The organism is Brevibacillus panacihumi (assembly GCF_003710985.1).
Classification (GTDB): Bacteria; Bacillota; Bacilli; order Brevibacillales; family Brevibacillaceae; genus Brevibacillus; species Brevibacillus panacihumi.
Window position 1 is genome coordinate 1 of the sequence record NZ_RHHT01000061.1, and the last position, 15,975, is coordinate 15,975.

General features: G+C 51.5%; 11 protein-coding genes. 7 read left to right on the plus strand and 4 right to left on the minus strand.

The window, feature by feature from the left end:
- The 6 genes from EDM58_RS25875 to EDM58_RS21725 all read left to right on the plus strand — a co-directional run.
- Positions 1-868: hypothetical protein (locus EDM58_RS25875; protein WP_221175429.1), on the plus strand; the 868-nt coding region annotated here is incomplete at its 5' end.
- 65 nt (positions 869-933) lie between these two features.
- Positions 934-1,977, plus strand: coding sequence for a Wadjet anti-phage system protein JetD domain-containing protein (locus tag EDM58_RS21705; protein WP_122915189.1), 1,044 nt, complete (start codon positions 934-936; stop codon positions 1,975-1,977).
- Positions 1,978-1,981: 4 nt separating this feature from the next.
- The gene (locus EDM58_RS21710; RefSeq protein WP_122915190.1) at positions 1,982-3,487 is read left to right on the plus strand and encodes a replicative DNA helicase; all 1,506 of its coding nucleotides are present in this window, start codon (positions 1,982-1,984) and stop codon (positions 3,485-3,487) included.
- The gene (locus tag EDM58_RS21715; protein WP_246000949.1) at positions 3,477-4,211 is read left to right on the plus strand and encodes a DUF6063 family protein; all 735 of its coding nucleotides are present in this window, start codon (positions 3,477-3,479) and stop codon (positions 4,209-4,211) included. Before EDM58_RS21710 ends, EDM58_RS21715 begins: the two co-directional genes overlap by 11 nt.
- Positions 4,211-8,653: a coiled-coil domain-containing protein gene (locus EDM58_RS21720; protein ID WP_122915191.1), complete on the plus strand. Its 4,443-nt coding sequence runs from the start codon at positions 4,211-4,213 to the stop codon at positions 8,651-8,653. Before EDM58_RS21715 ends, EDM58_RS21720 begins: the two co-directional genes overlap by 1 nt.
- 164 nt (positions 8,654-8,817) lie before the next feature.
- On the plus strand, positions 8,818-10,500 hold the full coding sequence (locus EDM58_RS21725; RefSeq protein WP_122915192.1) for a DUF262 domain-containing protein: 1,683 nt from the start codon (positions 8,818-8,820) through the stop codon (positions 10,498-10,500).
- Between the two features lie 122 nt (positions 10,501-10,622).
- Here the strand turns inward: EDM58_RS21725 and EDM58_RS21730 are convergent, their stop codons facing one another.
- The 4 genes from EDM58_RS21730 to EDM58_RS21745 form a co-directional block, all read right to left on the minus strand.
- Complete coding sequence (locus EDM58_RS21730) at positions 10,623-11,639, minus strand: dipeptidase (protein WP_122915193.1); 1,017 nt, start codon at positions 11,637-11,639, stop codon at positions 10,623-10,625.
- A gap of 53 nt (positions 11,640-11,692) precedes the next feature.
- Positions 11,693-12,823: a DUF819 family protein gene (locus tag EDM58_RS21735; RefSeq protein WP_122915194.1), complete on the minus strand. Its 1,131-nt coding sequence runs from the start codon at positions 12,821-12,823 to the stop codon at positions 11,693-11,695.
- A 27-nt stretch (positions 12,824-12,850) separates the two neighbouring features.
- Positions 12,851-13,840 carry an ornithine cyclodeaminase family protein gene (locus tag EDM58_RS21740; RefSeq protein WP_183187588.1) on the minus strand — a complete coding sequence of 330 codons (990 nt, stop codon included), beginning with the start codon at positions 13,838-13,840 and terminating at the stop codon, positions 12,851-12,853.
- 69 nt (positions 13,841-13,909) lie between these two features.
- Positions 13,910-15,094, minus strand: coding sequence for an NAD(P)/FAD-dependent oxidoreductase (locus EDM58_RS21745; protein WP_122915195.1), 1,185 nt, complete (start codon positions 15,092-15,094; stop codon positions 13,910-13,912).
- Between the two features lie 189 nt (positions 15,095-15,283).
- Here EDM58_RS21745 and EDM58_RS21750 point away from each other — a divergent pair.
- Positions 15,284-15,975: histidine kinase N-terminal domain-containing protein (locus EDM58_RS21750; protein WP_246000951.1), on the plus strand; the 692-nt coding region annotated here is incomplete at its 3' end.

Sequence of the window (15,975 nt, forward strand, 5' to 3'; positions counted from 1 at the left end):
GTCAGTTCTCTACTCTACACCGTTTCAGGTCAAAAACCTGCTCAGTCCCTCGGGCGTCAACGAGCATCTGGAGAAATACCCGGATATTCCGGTGTACGTCAATGAAGAGCTGGCCAGCCATTTTGCCCACCATCCCATGGTGTATGCGACACAGGTGCAGCACGCGGAAGTCGTCAAGGCGACCAAGGAAACGCTCGTGGCCGGCGCGGAACTGACCAATTTTGAGATTCCGTACATTTCGCTTTTTGTCTCCACAGTCATGCAGGCCAAAAAGTGGATTTGCGACGAAGCGACACTCGGCCAAGCTGTTTTTGGCGTACTCAGCGACACCGCCTCCCGCGCCGTGCTGGGAACAGTCGGACAGTACGCCGTCTCGGCGGCGGGATCGCTTCTCTTCGGCCCGGCAGGCGGCCTGGTTGGCAGCGGAGTGGGAGCGGTCCTCGGAATGGGGCAGGCGGGAAAGGTATCCGCGAAGATGAAATCGCTTCTGGCCAAAAAAGAGGAAGCAGAAGTGATCGGGGCCGTAACGGTACTCTCAGCCCGGGTAATGGACCAGATGGAACAGAAACGGCACAGGAGACAAAAAAAGCTGGCCGGGATGCTCCGTCACCTGGGCATTTCTTCTGCGGGACGAGTACTCGCAGAGGAGATCGGGCAGCGGGCGGAAAAAGAGGAGCTGTACAGCGCACATAAAAAGCGGGAGATTCAGACGCTGCTCGACGCGGTGTCAACAGGCGGCCAATCCGTAACGGATGCCGTGCCCGTGCTGCTGGAGAAAGTGGTGCAGACGGGGGTGCATCCTGTGCATTACCAGCGGGAATTGAATGCGTTGAGGGAGAGTTTGGAGAGGTATCGAAGGAAGCTGTGACGCTGCAGGAAGACTGTCGGGAAGGATTTTGAAAAGTTTTGTATGTTTCATATAGAGGTGAGCGTATGTACGAAACGTTGCTCCGGCACCTAGAAAGCTGGAAGCGTGGCAAAATTACTCTGACCCAGCTGGAAGAACTGGCTGATCCCGGCATGACCTACAGCTCGTTTCAGCCTGTCGTCCGGCAGTTGATCGACAATCACATCCTAATCCCTGTCATCAGCCACGGCTTGAATGGAAAAAATCCTCCGCTGCCTCTCAGTTACCGAATCCGAAAATCGGTTGTGGCCCAGCCTCGAAAACGAGAGATACAATCGACACAATTGCGCTTTCATCCGGACATCAAACTGGATGGTTATTATTCGCTTTCGTCATCCAAATGGAACGAGGATCTCCCATTTCTCGAAAAAATCAACTGCTATTTGACGAATAACGGTGTTCCCCGGGAAGAGGCGACTGCACCGGAACGATCTTTTCAGCTCGTTGGCGACGAAAAATGGATCGACGAAAAAGGCGGACGAAAGCTGCTGGAGATGATCGGGATCTGGGAACTGCTTCGGATTACACCACTGCCCGATCCGTTGATGCTGGCGGTTAATCCAGGGAATTTCCGGGAGAACAAGTCTGTACACCGGCACCTGATCGTCGAAAACAAGACGACGTTTTACGCCATTCAACCGGTTCTTCCTGCTCTCACCTACACTGCCTTGATCTATGGTGCGGGTTGGAAAGCGGTTTCCGGTCTGGGCAATTTGCAGGGGCAGCTCGGCTTGCCGGACGAGGCCGAGAATCGCTACATGTACTTCGGCGACCTGGATCACGAGGGCATCTCCATTTGGCATGCCATGTATGAACGGTACCAGGCTGTCCCCGCTGTTGAATTGTACCAGGGATTGCTGCGGCAAACTCCGTCCGCAGGGAAAGAGTCGCAAATGGTCAGGGACGTAGCGATACAACGCTTTCTTTCCTTTTTCCCTGAAGAAGACGGAAAACAGATCAGCCATTTGCTGCAGCAAGGAAAATACCTCCCGCAAGAGGCGCTGGAAGCAGAGTCATTGCGTCAACTGATGAAAACATGTTACGGATGCGGTACGCAGAGGGAGGAGTAGACCATTGGAAAATGAGCGGCTTGCTGGCATTGTGGAGGGTTACAGAGAACGCATCCAGCGCATCGCCTTGTTTGATCCTCTCTTCAAGCTGGATGCCAAACGGGAAAAAGACCGCCAGAATCGACCGATTGACTATTTTGGACTCGGTTTGCTTTCACTGCTGTTCTTTTTTGAAAATATGCTGATCCGCAACAAAAAGGCGGGCGCACAAGAACTGGCCAGTTACTTGCTGGAGATGAGCGGTGGAGAGATTGACCTGGACGCGGAAGATTTTGAAAAAGTGGCCCGCGCCATCATCGACACGTTTCGTCCCCCGAGCGGCAGGCGCAACTCCCGGAGTTTCTTCAACTGGGAGACTGGCCAGCCGGATCGGGTCGAGGTCTCCATTCTGAAAGCGGAGCGCGGGGATCTTGCTTCCAACAAGCAGTATTACTCGCTTGACGAGCACGGTCTGGAACTTGTCTTTGCGACAAAAGAGTTTTTCCGCGAATTTCACTTGTCTATCAATCAACTGCTGTTGCGCAAACAGCTGGAAAAGGGGGAATTCGTCGGAGCACTGCGCCAGATTGACGAGATGCGGGTAGATGTGGCGACGCTGAAGGAGAGGATCTTGCGGATCAAGCATGAGGTGCAGCGCAGCATCGTGTCGGAAGAAACCTACCAGCGCTACAAGAATGTGATCGAGGATATTCATCTGCGCCTATCCCGGGAGCATGAGGAATTTACCGAGCTGCAGGGCTTTGTCGATGAAACCAGGGAGCGTCTGCTGTACGAACAGAAGGACGCCCGCGAGCAAAAGGCGTACGCCTATATCCTGCGCATCGACCGGGAACTGGCAGAGGTTCATTTTGCCCATACACAGCTGTTAAAAGACAGCATTGCCCTAAAAACGACAGCCCTGCAGGCAGCCCAGGAGTCCTTGTACCATGTGGCGCTGCAGTCCTTTCACTTTGACCAGGAAATCGTCTCTCGCCTCATCTCCACCCCCTTGCCGTTGGGAGCGGCAAGGGTAATGCTTGAACCTTTCTTGTCGGTGGAGCAATTCTCGGCCTGGTCCCCCTTGGCGGTTTTTGCCAAACAGCCGATCGGTGGGGAACAGGAAGAAGAAAGGCAGGAAGAGTTTGCGGACGTCGTCGACAAGCAGGATCAGGCGGATTTTCAGGTGCAGCAGTCCAATTTCGGAAGCTTGATGAGGCAAATCCTGAAGATTATGGGGGACAGGCAGGAAATTACTCTCTCCGAAGCGGCGGCAAGCATGCAGCAGCAGGGCCTTGCGCATTGGCTTGCCCATCGTTCCTTCTACGATTTCTGGCTGCTTTTGCACCAGCGATCGCCTCTGCAAAAAACGAAGGATGAAGAAGAAAATCACTTGTTGAAAGAAGTGCTCTCCATGCTGCAACCGGGAGAGCAGATCATGGTGACAGAATTACCCGAGCTTTTGCGTTTGACGGAGCGTTATGAGATCCAGAACATGAGATTGTGCCGGGAGGGGAGCGGCTATGATGTATGACAACGAGCAGGTACTGACTGCTTTCCGGATTTACAGCCAGCTTAGCCGGGACGGTGAGGCAGACAGCGAAAGCATGCGGCAGTATACAGCCAATGACGTCATCAGAGGGCTGGTCGACCAGTTTGCCCAGGAGGTGGATTGCATCGTCATCCCTGCAGGAGAAAAACTGTATCTCGTTCCAGAAGCCGCCACCTCTCCTTTTCACATCAAGAATGCAACTCTGAAAAAGGAGTACCTCTCGGCCAAAGCAAAAAACATCGATGTCTACATGATGTACCTGGCCATCCTGGTCCTGTTCGGCCAGTTCTACGACAGCTACCACTCGCAGGAGCCAACCCGGGACTTCATCACGCTGGAAAACTGGCTGGAGTGCATCGATATGCGCATCCAGGCCTTAAAAGAGCACGGTACCGAGAAGCTGCAGGCTTTGGATGCGGAATACGAGTACAACTGGAGCCAGCTGGTGGAAAAATGGGACGCGATTGACGACTTGCGGGAATCGTCGCGGCAGCAGGACGGACGGACCAACAGCAGACTGGGATTTTTGTCCCTGGTGCAAAACTTCCTGATCCAGCAAGGACTTGTCCACGATTTGGGCAACCAGGAGCTGGCATTGACGGAAAAGGCAAAGACCATCGTACAGCGTTACTACATGGACACCCAATACAACCGGGGAATCCTGGATTTTCTCGCTTCCCTGGAAAAACGGGAGGAGGGTAACTAATGCCGGTCATCTCGAAAATCCGCTTCACCAACGTCATCTACGAAGGCGGCAGCAAGCGCTACAACGACGAACTGTTTCTGTTCGACGGGCACAACGCGGCTATTTTGCTGGAAAACGGCGGCGGCAAAACGGTTTTTATCCAGACCGCCCTGCAGGCGATCCTGCCGCATACGGATATGGCAGGAAGAAAGATCAGGGAAACGCTCTCCCTGAGCGGAACCCCTGCCCATATCGCGATCGAGTGGATTACCAGCGACTCCCCGCGCCGCTACGCCTTGACCGCCGTCACCCTGTTTCTGCACAACAACGACCTGGAATCGTACCGCTATGTGCACGAGTACGAAGAGGGACATCCGCATGCCATCGAGCACCTGCCTTTTGCCAAGGAAGGGCTGAACGGCAAAAAGCGCCCCGCAGACAAGGGTGAGATGCAGGAATACTATTCCTCTATGAGTTCTCGGTATATGAACGCCCGCACCTTTTCCACGATCAAGGAGTACCATGCCTATCTGGAAAGCCAGTTCCAGATCGTCCCCAGCGAGTGGCGCAACATCGCCGTCATCAACGGAGCGGAGGGAGGCGTCGAGCTTTTCTTCGACAACTGCAAAACGACCGACCAGCTCGTGTCGCAGCTGCTCATCCCTACCGTGGAAGAGGCGATGAACGGTAATGGCGCCGACGCGTTTGCGGAAATTTTTGAAAAGCAGCGGGAACAATTCAAGCAAAGCAAGCAGCTTCGTGCGCAAATCCAGGAGAGCAGGCTCCTGGAGGGAGAGATCCAGCGCGTGCGCCAGGTTTACGCCGCTTACGAGGAAGCGAGAAAGCGGCTGGAGCGGGAAAAGGAATGGGCGAAAGCGCTGTTTGCCCATGCCAGAAACGAGCAGGCGAAGACGACGGAAGAACTGCAAAAGACAGCAAGACAGCTGGAAGGAGCGGAAGCGGAGCTGCTGGCGATCAAGCGCAGGAAGGCAGCGAGAGAGATTGCGGTACAGGAAAATGTGCTGCATGCCTGTATCCTGGAATGGCAGCAGGAAAAGGGGCAGTACGAAGAAAAGGAGCGGGAAGCAAGCGAACTGGAGCACCAGCAGCTTACCTTGGAGTACGCCCGGTACAAGGCGAAAAGACAGGAAGCGCTTGAGCAGAAAGAGCTGGCGGAATCCCAGCTGAGCGGGCTGGACGAGAAGCAGGATATCGCCCAGACCACAGCGGACCGGGACCGGATCAAAAGGGAAATTCGCGGTTACTACGCAGATGTGGAACAAGCCCTGAAGCGGGACGAGACCTACTTGAACAGTCAACTGGAGGTTCTGCAGGCCAAAAGGGAGAAGCATACGGCAGAGGTCGAGTACGCGCGAGGCCAGATCGAGGCGGGCAAGCAGGCGCAGGCAGCCGCCCGGAGCCGGATGGAGCAGACAGCCAGGCAGGTGGAGCGCATCGCGGACAAGATCCTGGACAATCCGCTGCAGGAGACAGTGGAAGCATCTATTCCCGTTTGGCAGGATGAGATGGAAAAAACGCTGGCCAATCAGAAGCTCTATCAGCAGCATATTCTCGAGTGCGAGAGAAACAGGGAGATGCTCGCAGAAAAACTGGAGCAGGCAAGGCAGGAGATGCAGACGGCACTGGAGGAGAGGAACCGCTGGCAGATGAAGTGCCAGGAGGTGGAAAGGCAGCAGGAGAGTTTGCTGGCGGATGTAAAACTGCATCTTCCCCGCCTTGGCTATCTGGATTCTCTCTACACCCGGCAGGAGACGGTCAAACAGATGCTGGGCGACAAGCTGGCACTGCTGGAGCGGGAGAAGGAAGACGCCATGCGGCAGGAGCGGATCGCCACCAGACAAAGCGACGATTACCAGGACAGCCCCGTGTTTCTGGCAGATCCGCAGCTCGCTGTGCTCGCCGCCAGATGGAAAGACGATTTTCACTATCTGGAAACAGGGACGCGATTCATCCAGGAAATGGCGCAGGAAAGGGAGATTTCGCTGGACATCCTGTACGCACGTTTCCCCTATTGGTCCGCCCTGCTGGTCACGACGGAACAGGAACTGGACAAGCTCGTGCAGCGTGTGGCCAAATACGCAGCCCAACTGGTGAATCCGGTGTTTGTGGCCAGCCTGCAGGAAGTGCGAAACTGGCTGGATTCGCCGGAAGAATACGAGTCCCGCTGCCGGGAGATCGTCCCCAGCCATTGGCGGGAGAACCTCGACCCGGAACGGTTTGAGAGCTGGAAACAGGAAGTGCGCCAAAAAGCGGAGGATGCAATGGGCTTGCGAAAAAGCAAAGAACGGGAGTACCAGCAGTGGCTGCAGCTCTGCGATCAGGTAAACCGTTTTTACGCCCAGTACCCGCTGGAAGCCTACCGGGATTGGTTGCGGCAGCGGGATGAACGGCAGGAGCACGCCGACGACTTGCAGCGAGAGATCGCCCAGCTCACGGAGCTTGTCAGGAAATACGAACGGGAGCGGGAGCTGTACCGGGAAAAACTGGCCGAGGAAACGGGACGGGAGCAGCACCTTGGCTATCGTCTGCGGGAAGCAAAGGAATACATGCAGCTGAAGAAAGAGTGGGAGGAAGCGAAAAAGGCGGAAGAACAGCTGGCGGGCGAACTTCAGGCACAGCAGCAAGCGTTTGCCGCACTGCGGAAAGCGCTCGCCGCTCTGGAGGAACAAATCGAGGAAAGGCGCAGCGAACTGGCGGAGAAACGGGACGAGCGGACCCGGCTATTCGGGGATTGGCTCTTCCAGCAGGTACAGTCGCTTTCTCCCCTGCCGCCGCGCTACTCACTGGAACGGCTGCGCGCGGAGCTGGAGGTGCTGGAGGGCCTTCTGCGCGAACAGCAGGCAAGCCGGGCGGAACTGGAGCGGCAGATTAGCCGCTGTCGCGGGCAGATCGAGGATTGCGAAAGCGGGATGAAACTTGTGCTGGCCAAGGCAAGCCAGCCGCTGGACGAGGAAGCGCCGTTTCCGGTGGATGGGGCCGCGCAGCTGCAGCGCCTGGTGGAGAAAGGAGCACGGTTGAAAAGAGAGTTGGCCGCGCTGCGGGAACGGGTGGAACAGCGAAACAACATGGCTGTCGGCCAGGGAGCGCGCCTCGAAGAGATGAAAAAGAATTTTACCGAACAATTCCCTGGGGAAGAAATCGACCTGTTTACGGGGAACCTGGAAGACGCCAAAAGGGAGCTGGAGCAGGAAGAGCAGCGAGTCTCATCCCGCAAAGACTACCTGCTCGAGCAGGAACGGCAGGGGCAAGAAGCAGCCCGGCAGCTGAACGAGGTGATCCATCTGCTGGAGATCCGAAACGCGAGCCACCTGTTTTTGCACCAGCAAGTACAGGAGGTCCCATTGCCGGAAGACGACCTGCTTGCTTTCTCCTACCAGCGGATGAAAATCGCACAGAAACGGCTGCGCGAGCTGGAAGCCAGACAGGCGGATGCGGACCGGGAATGGAAGAAAGTGGCCAGCGAAAAAGAGCGGTTCACCCGCTTCTGCGACGAAGCGATCGAGCATCGGAAACTGCGTGAAACCGCAAAAGCCGGAATCGCCAGCAAGCAAACCTTCGCCGAGGTGGAGGAATGGGCGGCCAACATGAGCCGGACGATCGCCGCCGGTGTCCGCGTGCTGGAGGATCAGCTGCAGGGACGAGACAAGGAACTGCAGGATTTTATCACCATCGTGCACACTCATCTGCAGCGAATCGCCATCGAGCTGAAACTTATTCCCAAAAAGACCAGTGTCAAAGTGGAAAACGGACGCAAGGAAATCTACAACTTCCACGTCCCGGAATGGCAGGAGGAAGTGGGCAAGCAGCAGCTTCGTTCCCATATCGACTGGATGCTGCAGCGTCTGGATGGCGAGGAGTTCAAGGACCAAGACGGCAAAGACGACCTCGGAAAGATCAGAAAGTTTATTTACAGCTCCCTGCAGTCCAGATCGCTGTTGGGAATCGTCATGGGACATGACTCGATCCGGGTGAAGTGCCGGAAAGTGAGCAAGGACGGAAAGGTAAGCGGCGCGCTCGCATCCTGGGAGGAGTCCAACAAATGGTCCGGCGGGGAAAAGTGGAGCAAGAACATGACGCTCTTTCTGGGGCTGCTCAACTACCTGGCGGAGAAGCGGCAGGCGATCCCCCAAAACGGCAAGCGCAACCGCACCGTAATCGTGGACAACCCGTTCGGCAAAGCCTCCAGCGAGCACGTCCTCGACCCGGTCTTCTTTATCGCCGACGAACTGGGCTTCCAGCTGATCGCCCTGACCGCCCACGCGGAAGGAAAGTTCATCCGCGATTACTTCCCGATCGTCTACAGCTGCCGCCTGCGCGAGTCGGCAAACGGCGACGCCCTGATCATGACCAAGGAGCGGGAGATCAGGCAGGCGTATTTCCGCGATCACGACCCGATGGCGTTTGTGCGGCTGAGCGAGCATGAGCAGTTGAGTTTGTTTTGAGGGTGGATCAGGGAATCAATGATATAGATGACGGTTTTTGGTCAAAACGCGATTCCGGTCGAGAAGCACATCTATGACTACGTTGAAATGAAACACATCACTTACGAAAAGTTGCTGGAAATAGTGAAAGGCTAAATATGGCTACCCAAGAGGAGTAATGAGAGATGGCTACATTAACTGCACAAGAAATGCCCTTGTATAAAGTGTTTTCTGATGATTATCTGTTTACTATTCCACCTGTACAACGCCCCTATTCCTGGACAACGGATCAGGCAGGGGAATTATTGGATGATTTACTGCAATTTATCGATCACCATGGAATTACAGAAAAAAATATTGGTATGATGCAAGAACCATATTTCTTGGGAAGCATTGTTCTCGTCAAACGAGAGAAACCGGATTCTGAAGTGCTGGATGGCCAGCAACGCCTGATCACCTTGACCATCTTGCTGGCAGTTTTGCGAGATTTCTTGGGGGGAGAATACGCTTCCAATATTGAAGCCATGATCTTGCAGAAAGGAAACAAGATTTTAAATAAAGCGGATATGTACCGGCTTCATCTTCGAAAAATTGACAACGATTTTTTTAAACAACATATTCAAGTACAGGGTTCCACATCCAGTTTAACCGCTGAAACTCCATGCAAAACAGATAGTCAGAAGGCGATTCGTGACAACGCATTGTTCTTTGCCGAAAGACTGGCCGATTTGGATGAAGAAACCGTGAAAATACTTCCCGGGGTCATTGCAACGCTTTGCTATCTCGTAGTTGTTTCTACCCCGAACTTTGATTCTGCATTCCGTATTTTTACGGTTCTTAACGACCGCGGCCTTGATTTGATGATGAGCGATATTTTCAAGGCAAAAGTAATTGGCGATATTGATGATGCCCTGCAGGATTCTTACACCCAAAAGTGGGAAGATGTTGAGGTTTCACTGGGGAGGGAACGGTTTAACAAATTGTTTGACCATATTCGGATGATCATCCAAATGCGGAAAGGCAGCGCGAACTATAAGGACGAATACAATGAGATTTTCTCGAAAATCAGGGGTCGTCAATTCGTAGACGATATTTTACTCCCCTATGGTGAAATTTATCAGAAGATCATTGATTATCGATCCCATTTTGGCAATCAGCCTGAACTGATGAAAACATTAAGCTTGCTCAATCGCATCGATAATGTGGATTGGATTCCGCCAGCCATGTACTATTTGAGGCACTACCACAACCATCGGCTGCTTGAGTTCTTGAATCGCCTCGAAATATTAGCAGGAACCGGAATGGTCCTGAGAAAAAATTTCAATTGGAGGATGTCCCGGTATTCTCAAATCCTCAGGGAGATGGAAAAGGGAAGCGATGTTTTTTCTCCGGAGTCCGCCATGGAAGTTACCCTGGAAGACAAACGGGAGGTGTTAAAAAAACTGCAAGGCGATGTCTTTACGGAACTGAAAGATACGGCCAAAAGGTATATTCTGCTTAAGCTGGATTCGCTATTAACCAATGGACAACCTTATTATGATCATTCTGTAATCACGGTTGAACATGTATTGCCACAGAATCCAAACAAGGACAGTGAGTGGAAAAAACAGTTTGACAACCCTGAGGACTATGTCCACAAATTGGGGAATCTCGTATTGCTTACGCGGTCGAAAAATTCACAAGCCAGAAATTATGACTTCACCAAAAAGAAAACGTCGTATTTTCAGTCGAGCAAAGGAGTCAGTTCCTTTGCTTTAACCACACAGATCTTGCAGGAAAGTGAATGGACACCTGCTGTTCTGCTTAAGAGGCAGGCCAAGTTGATTCAATTGCTGAAAGATGCGTGGAAATTGGATGTGGTTGATTGAGTCGGGTGCCTTCCGAATCCGTTAACGGGAATTGATCCTGGAGAGCTTGGCTAGAACCCATAAACGATCACAAGCAGGTGCATGCAAATTGCACCTGCTTGTGATCAATGCAACCTGCCTGGTTATTTGCCCCAGACTTGTTCGTATACTCTTAGAAAATTCCCACCCAGAATCTGGAGGACATGTTCTTCCGAATATCCCCGCTGCAAAAGTGCCTTCGTTAAATTAGGGAATCGGGAGGGATCTTCGATGCCTGCGGGATACTTCCATGGTGGAGGGGGATAGGCCTCCTCCTTCCACCTGCCGGAAGAGATTAACTGATCATAGATCGTGGTTGCTTCCTCCAGAGTGGCTATGCCATCCATCCCCTCATAGTAGTCCATTCCGATGCCGACGTGTCTGACCCCAACCAATTTCGCGACATAATCAATATGATCCACATAGTCCTCGATCGTAGGATCTTTGCCCTTCGCGACGAAAGCGGGAAATCCAACGATCCCGATGACCCCGTCTTTTTCCGCAACCGCCTTGATCTGATCATCCTTTAGATTTCGCGGGGACGGACATAAGCGATCAGCATTGGAATGACTGAAAATAACCGGTTTTTCGGATGTTGCAATCACATCCATCGTCGTCTGATATCCGGTATGCGTAATGTCGATAACGAGACCGAGGCGATTCATTTCCTGAACCACTTTGATTCCGAATTCGCTTAGGCCGGCGTCCGTCCGTTCATCACACCCATCCCCAATCAAATTCCGTACATTATAACAAAGCTGAATAATCCTGACTCCCAATTGGTGGTAAATCGATAACAGGTTGAGTTCATTCTCGATCGGCAGCGCGTTTTGAAAATGGAAGAGGATACCCAACTTTTTTTCCTGTTTGGCTCGATAGATATCGTTCACTGATGTGACCAGCAGCAGCTCATCGGAGTTTGTTTCGATTTTCTTTTGCCACGCAGCAATTCGACTGATGGTTTCCCGACAATTGTGATCAACAGCCACGGTTGGGGCCATAACGGTAACCCCACCATCGATCCACCGTTTATAATAATGATCCACCGTGCCTAACGGACATGCAGCATCGATCACAATCGCTTGGCTGTGCAACTGCACATATCTTTCATTTCCATTCATAGTGGTCTTGTCTCCCTTCAGTTTCTTGCGTTATCCTTCAACCAACCCATGATTTAGACAAGAATTTTAATAAAGTACGCCCCCAGGATACCCACATAGGAACCGATGGCATATCCGAGAATGCCCAAGATTACCCCGGTAAGCACCAGTTCCTTCCAGCCGAAAGCTACGGCCATCACGGGCGCTGTTGTCGGCCCACCAATCCCGGCGTTGCTGGCGATACAAATCGCTTCGTAATTGATGCCGAATAATTTACAGATGATGAATAGAAGAATGACAGTAATCACAATCGCGACGAGATACATCCCCAACAGGATCGGACCTGTCGTTATCAATTTTTCGATACTTACCAATCCACCCAGTGAGGCAAAAAATAAATGAAAGCCGTATGAACCAATCTCTTCGGAACCATTGATAGCGCTTACCTTTGTGATATTGGCGACGATCAGCGTCAATGTAGTTACATAAATCTCAATGGGTAAATCGAACAGATATTGTTTTAACAGGAAAGAAATAGCCGTCAGCAGAATGGCAACGGAAATAATTGTTGACATTCCATCCAAAGTTATCGTTTTTTCTTTCCAATATTCTTGATAAAATGCTTTTGCTTCCTCTTTGTTTAATGTTTGATAAGCGGTTTTAAATCCCAGCTTGGGCATCCAGGAGGGAGCCGTAAAAATGAAGAATAAGAACAAGGTAAATCCAACCATGGCAGCGGTTAACACGGCAGAGAGCATGGTTTCATCGATCCCCAATGTGTTGCCAACTACGATGTTATTGACGGTACCACCAACGGAACCGGCAATGAAAACACCAGCAGCTTTCCAGATTTCGGATCCGATGAAGGGCTTGAAGATCAGCGATCCGACTGCAAATCCGAGTACTACGACAACGGATAAAATGATAAACGCCTTAATCGCCGCCGGAGCCGCTACTTTTAAATCACTTAATCTGGCATTCATCAAAATCATAGAGATGGAGAAGGGGACCACATATGTCATGATCACTTCGTGCGCTCCACTCCACGTTGGTAAAATCCCGATGTTGGCCAGTACCATCGCCCCAAAGATACAATACATCGCAGCACTTATTTTGCGTACAAATTCGACTTTCCCCTGCAGCCAAATCCCTGAAAAAGCTAGCAATACAAAGATAATCATAATCATATACGGGTCTTTCACCATCGTCTTTTCCTCCCCTTGAGGTGCAATTCATAGAGATACTTTTTGACCGACACCGAGCTGCAGTGCCCGATCATAAAGCGCTTTTGCGATCACGACATCCATGGCGGCAAGCCCTACCGATTTAAATACGGTAATCTCTGCGTCACTTTCCCGGCCCGCTTTGTCGCCTTTTACGATTTCCCCCAATTCTGCATGGATGTGATCGTTCGTGATTACCCCTTGTTCAATGGGAATTATCAAATCTCCCGTTTCTTCCAGAGCTGCTTCCTTTGCCTCCACCACGATTTTGGCGGCCTTCGTCATGATGGCGGTGGGAAGTTCCTGCATGGCAGGACGGAATGAGCCGATCGCGTTGATGTGAACACCTGCCCCCACGCTTTGTGCTGAAAACACAGGCGTGCTTGCAGTGGTGGCCGTAACAACAATGTGCGCTCCTTCGATCGCTTGATCAGAAGTAGTGAACACCTGAACTTTTGGCCCGTTTGAGACGGATTGTTCCATGATTTCTTTGGCAAACTCATGCGCCTTGTGTTCGTTTCGATTAAACAGATGAACATGCTCGATCGGGCGAACAGCTTGGATTGCTTTGATCACACCTCTCGCTTGAGCACCGGTACCGATGATGGTCAGGACTTTGGCTTTTTCTTGGGACAGGAATTTGGTGGCCAGTCCTGCTACCGCTCCCGTACGGAGGACAGTCAAATAAGAGGCTTCCAGCATTGCCAACGGTTCTCCTGTCATGACATCGGCCAACAGCATGACACCGTATATTGTCTCTTTACCAAGAAGCTTGTTGTCCGGGAATACAGAGACGAATTTCACGCCCAAACTGTCTGTCGCTTCTACAACGGAAGGCATGAATAAAGCCGTTCCGTTCCCTTTTGTCACCTGAATGGATGTTCGAATGGGGGTAACCGCGCGTTGTCTCGAAAATTCCCCTAACGCAACCCCAACCCAATCAATTGCTTCAGACATCGTCAACAGTTGTTGTTGATCTTTTGCACGAAGAATCAACAATTCAAGAGACCTCCTTCTTCAAATTTGAAAAGTCGGATTACTTTGGACAGGCTTATCGTCTATGTGTATCTACGCCTCCTTTCTCCGGTAAAAACGATCGTAGCGAAGCGGTTCGGTCGGTATAATTGTTTCTGATTTTTCGGTGATCAGTTCAGCCATCAGCCTGCCTGTAACCGCCGCCAAGCTGATCCCGTCTCCTTCATGACCGGCAGCGATATAAAAACCCGGGATCTCGTCGACTTGAGATACAATCGGCAAGTGGTCCTGCGTCCATGGTCGAAGTCCTGTATACGTGCGAATCACGTTCATGTCCGCCATTTTGGGATAAAATCGAATCGCCCTGCGCGCGATCACACGCACAACGTTCATGTCCACCTTTGTGTGAAAGCCGACAAATTGACGGCTGCTTCCGATGAGAAAGTTTTGGCTCTCCGTTGGCTCAAATACGAGCGCTACTCCGTATTTTTCCGTTTCTGGATCTACTTTTCTTTGTCCGCCAAATTTGGATAAAAGATAGCCGAACTCCATTACGTTTCTCAATCCGACAGGCACCTGTCTTGACGCAACGATTAAATGACCTTTTCTGGGCAGAATGGGAATATCTATGCCCAGCATGGAACCAACGTGAGGTGCCCAAACCCCCGCCGCATTCACAACCTTTTCAGCAGTCAAATCCCCTTGTGTGGTTGCAATGCGGAAGGAGCCTCCCGCAGTCTTTTTGATCCCTGTAACCTCTGTGTTTGACAGAAGCCGTGCCCCGTATCGCAAGGCGCCATCACACAAAGCGAAAGTAAGCTTGTACGGATTCACCAGCGAGTCGGTGGAGCACTCCACTCCCCCCAACAGGTCGTCGGCGAAAAACCGCGATTCCTGTTTGATATCTTGACGGTCTAAGATACGGAAAGACAGACCGGCTTCTTTCTGTTGCCTTACCCATTTTTCCGCAGCCGCCATTTCTTCGTCGCTCTCACAAACCAGAATGCTGCCAGGGGCGTGATACTCAAAGGGCAACTGCAGTTCCCGACTCAGTTCACGTACCAGACACTGACTTTTTAAAGACATTTGGCTGTCAAAACCCGGGTCTTTATCAATGGCCAAGATATTGCCATCACACCGTGAAGATGTACCGCTGACCAGATCTCCCCTTTCCATTACAGTTACACTTAGTCCAGCTTTTGCTACGTAATAGGCGATTGCACTGCCGACAATTCCACCACCTATGACCGCTACTTCAGACTGGGATCTGTACGTCATGTTGGATCTCCCCGATTAAATGATTCTTGTTTTTCCTACCTGACATGAAAAGCAAGCCGCGTGCCAACTTGGAAAACAACGCCGCCGAGAAAAAGTGTGTACAAATTTTCGCACAAATGTTACGGTATGTGTAATCAACTGTGAAATTTCGTAACTTTTTACACACTTGATGAAAAGGGGTGAATGGACTTGAAACATAAACTTCCGTCTCTGAGTCAATTGATCCAAAAAGGCTTCATTGAAAACAGAAAAAGCCGGGAACCGAAAAACAACGTCTTGTCCGTTCCCATAGACACCCCATTGCCCGAAGTAATTCCCCTTTTTAAAGAAAGTGATCCCCTTTGGGTGTCGGATGGGAATGGCAAATTGGTTGGTTATTTACATCAAGGCGATGTTTTGCAAGCAGTCTTTCAATCGTTTCAGTACCTGGAGGCGTACTTCACGACGCTGATTGAAACTACCGATTTGTCGATTTCCGTGATTGATGAAGAGGCCAATGTGGTCGTTTGGTCGCAAGTGGCAGAGCAACTCTTTTCCCTCAAGGAAAAGGATCTTCTGGGGAAGCCAATAACCGATTTCTTTACGGCCGAAATGCTGGAGATGCTGAAAACCCTGCAGACAGGCGAAGCGGTCTATCGAAAGCACCATCAGCCGCGTGAAGACCTGTTTGTGGTGATCAACACCAACCCGATTCGCCTCAACGGAAGAATCATTGGTTCGGTCGCAACGGAAACCGATATTACCAGTCAAGTGCGCTTGAATCAGGAGCTATATGATGCAACCAAAAAAGTATATAACCTGCAGCAAGAGATGGCAAAGCTGAAGCCTTCCTCTGACCCGTTCCATCAAATCAAAGGAACAAGCAAGGCTATTGCCCACAT

Coding starts and splice junctions, on each gene's coding strand:
- EDM58_RS21705 (WP_122915189.1), top strand. CDS start 934: ATGTACGAAACGTTGCTCCGGCACCTAGAAAGCTGGAAGCGTGGCAAA.
- EDM58_RS21715 (WP_246000949.1), top strand. CDS start 3,477: ATGATGTATGACAACGAGCAGGTACTGACTGCTTTCCGGATTTACAGC.
- EDM58_RS21720 (WP_122915191.1), top strand. CDS start 4,211: ATGCCGGTCATCTCGAAAATCCGCTTCACCAACGTCATCTACGAAGGC.
- EDM58_RS21725 (WP_122915192.1), top strand. CDS start 8,818: ATGGCTACATTAACTGCACAAGAAATGCCCTTGTATAAAGTGTTTTCT.
- EDM58_RS21730 (WP_122915193.1), bottom strand. CDS start 11,639: ATGAATGGAAATGAAAGATATGTGCAGTTGCACAGCCAAGCGATTGTG.
- EDM58_RS21735 (WP_122915194.1), bottom strand. CDS start 12,823: ATGGTGAAAGACCCGTATATGATTATGATTATCTTTGTATTGCTAGCT.
- EDM58_RS21745 (WP_122915195.1), bottom strand. CDS start 15,094: ATGACGTACAGATCCCAGTCTGAAGTAGCGGTCATAGGTGGTGGAATT.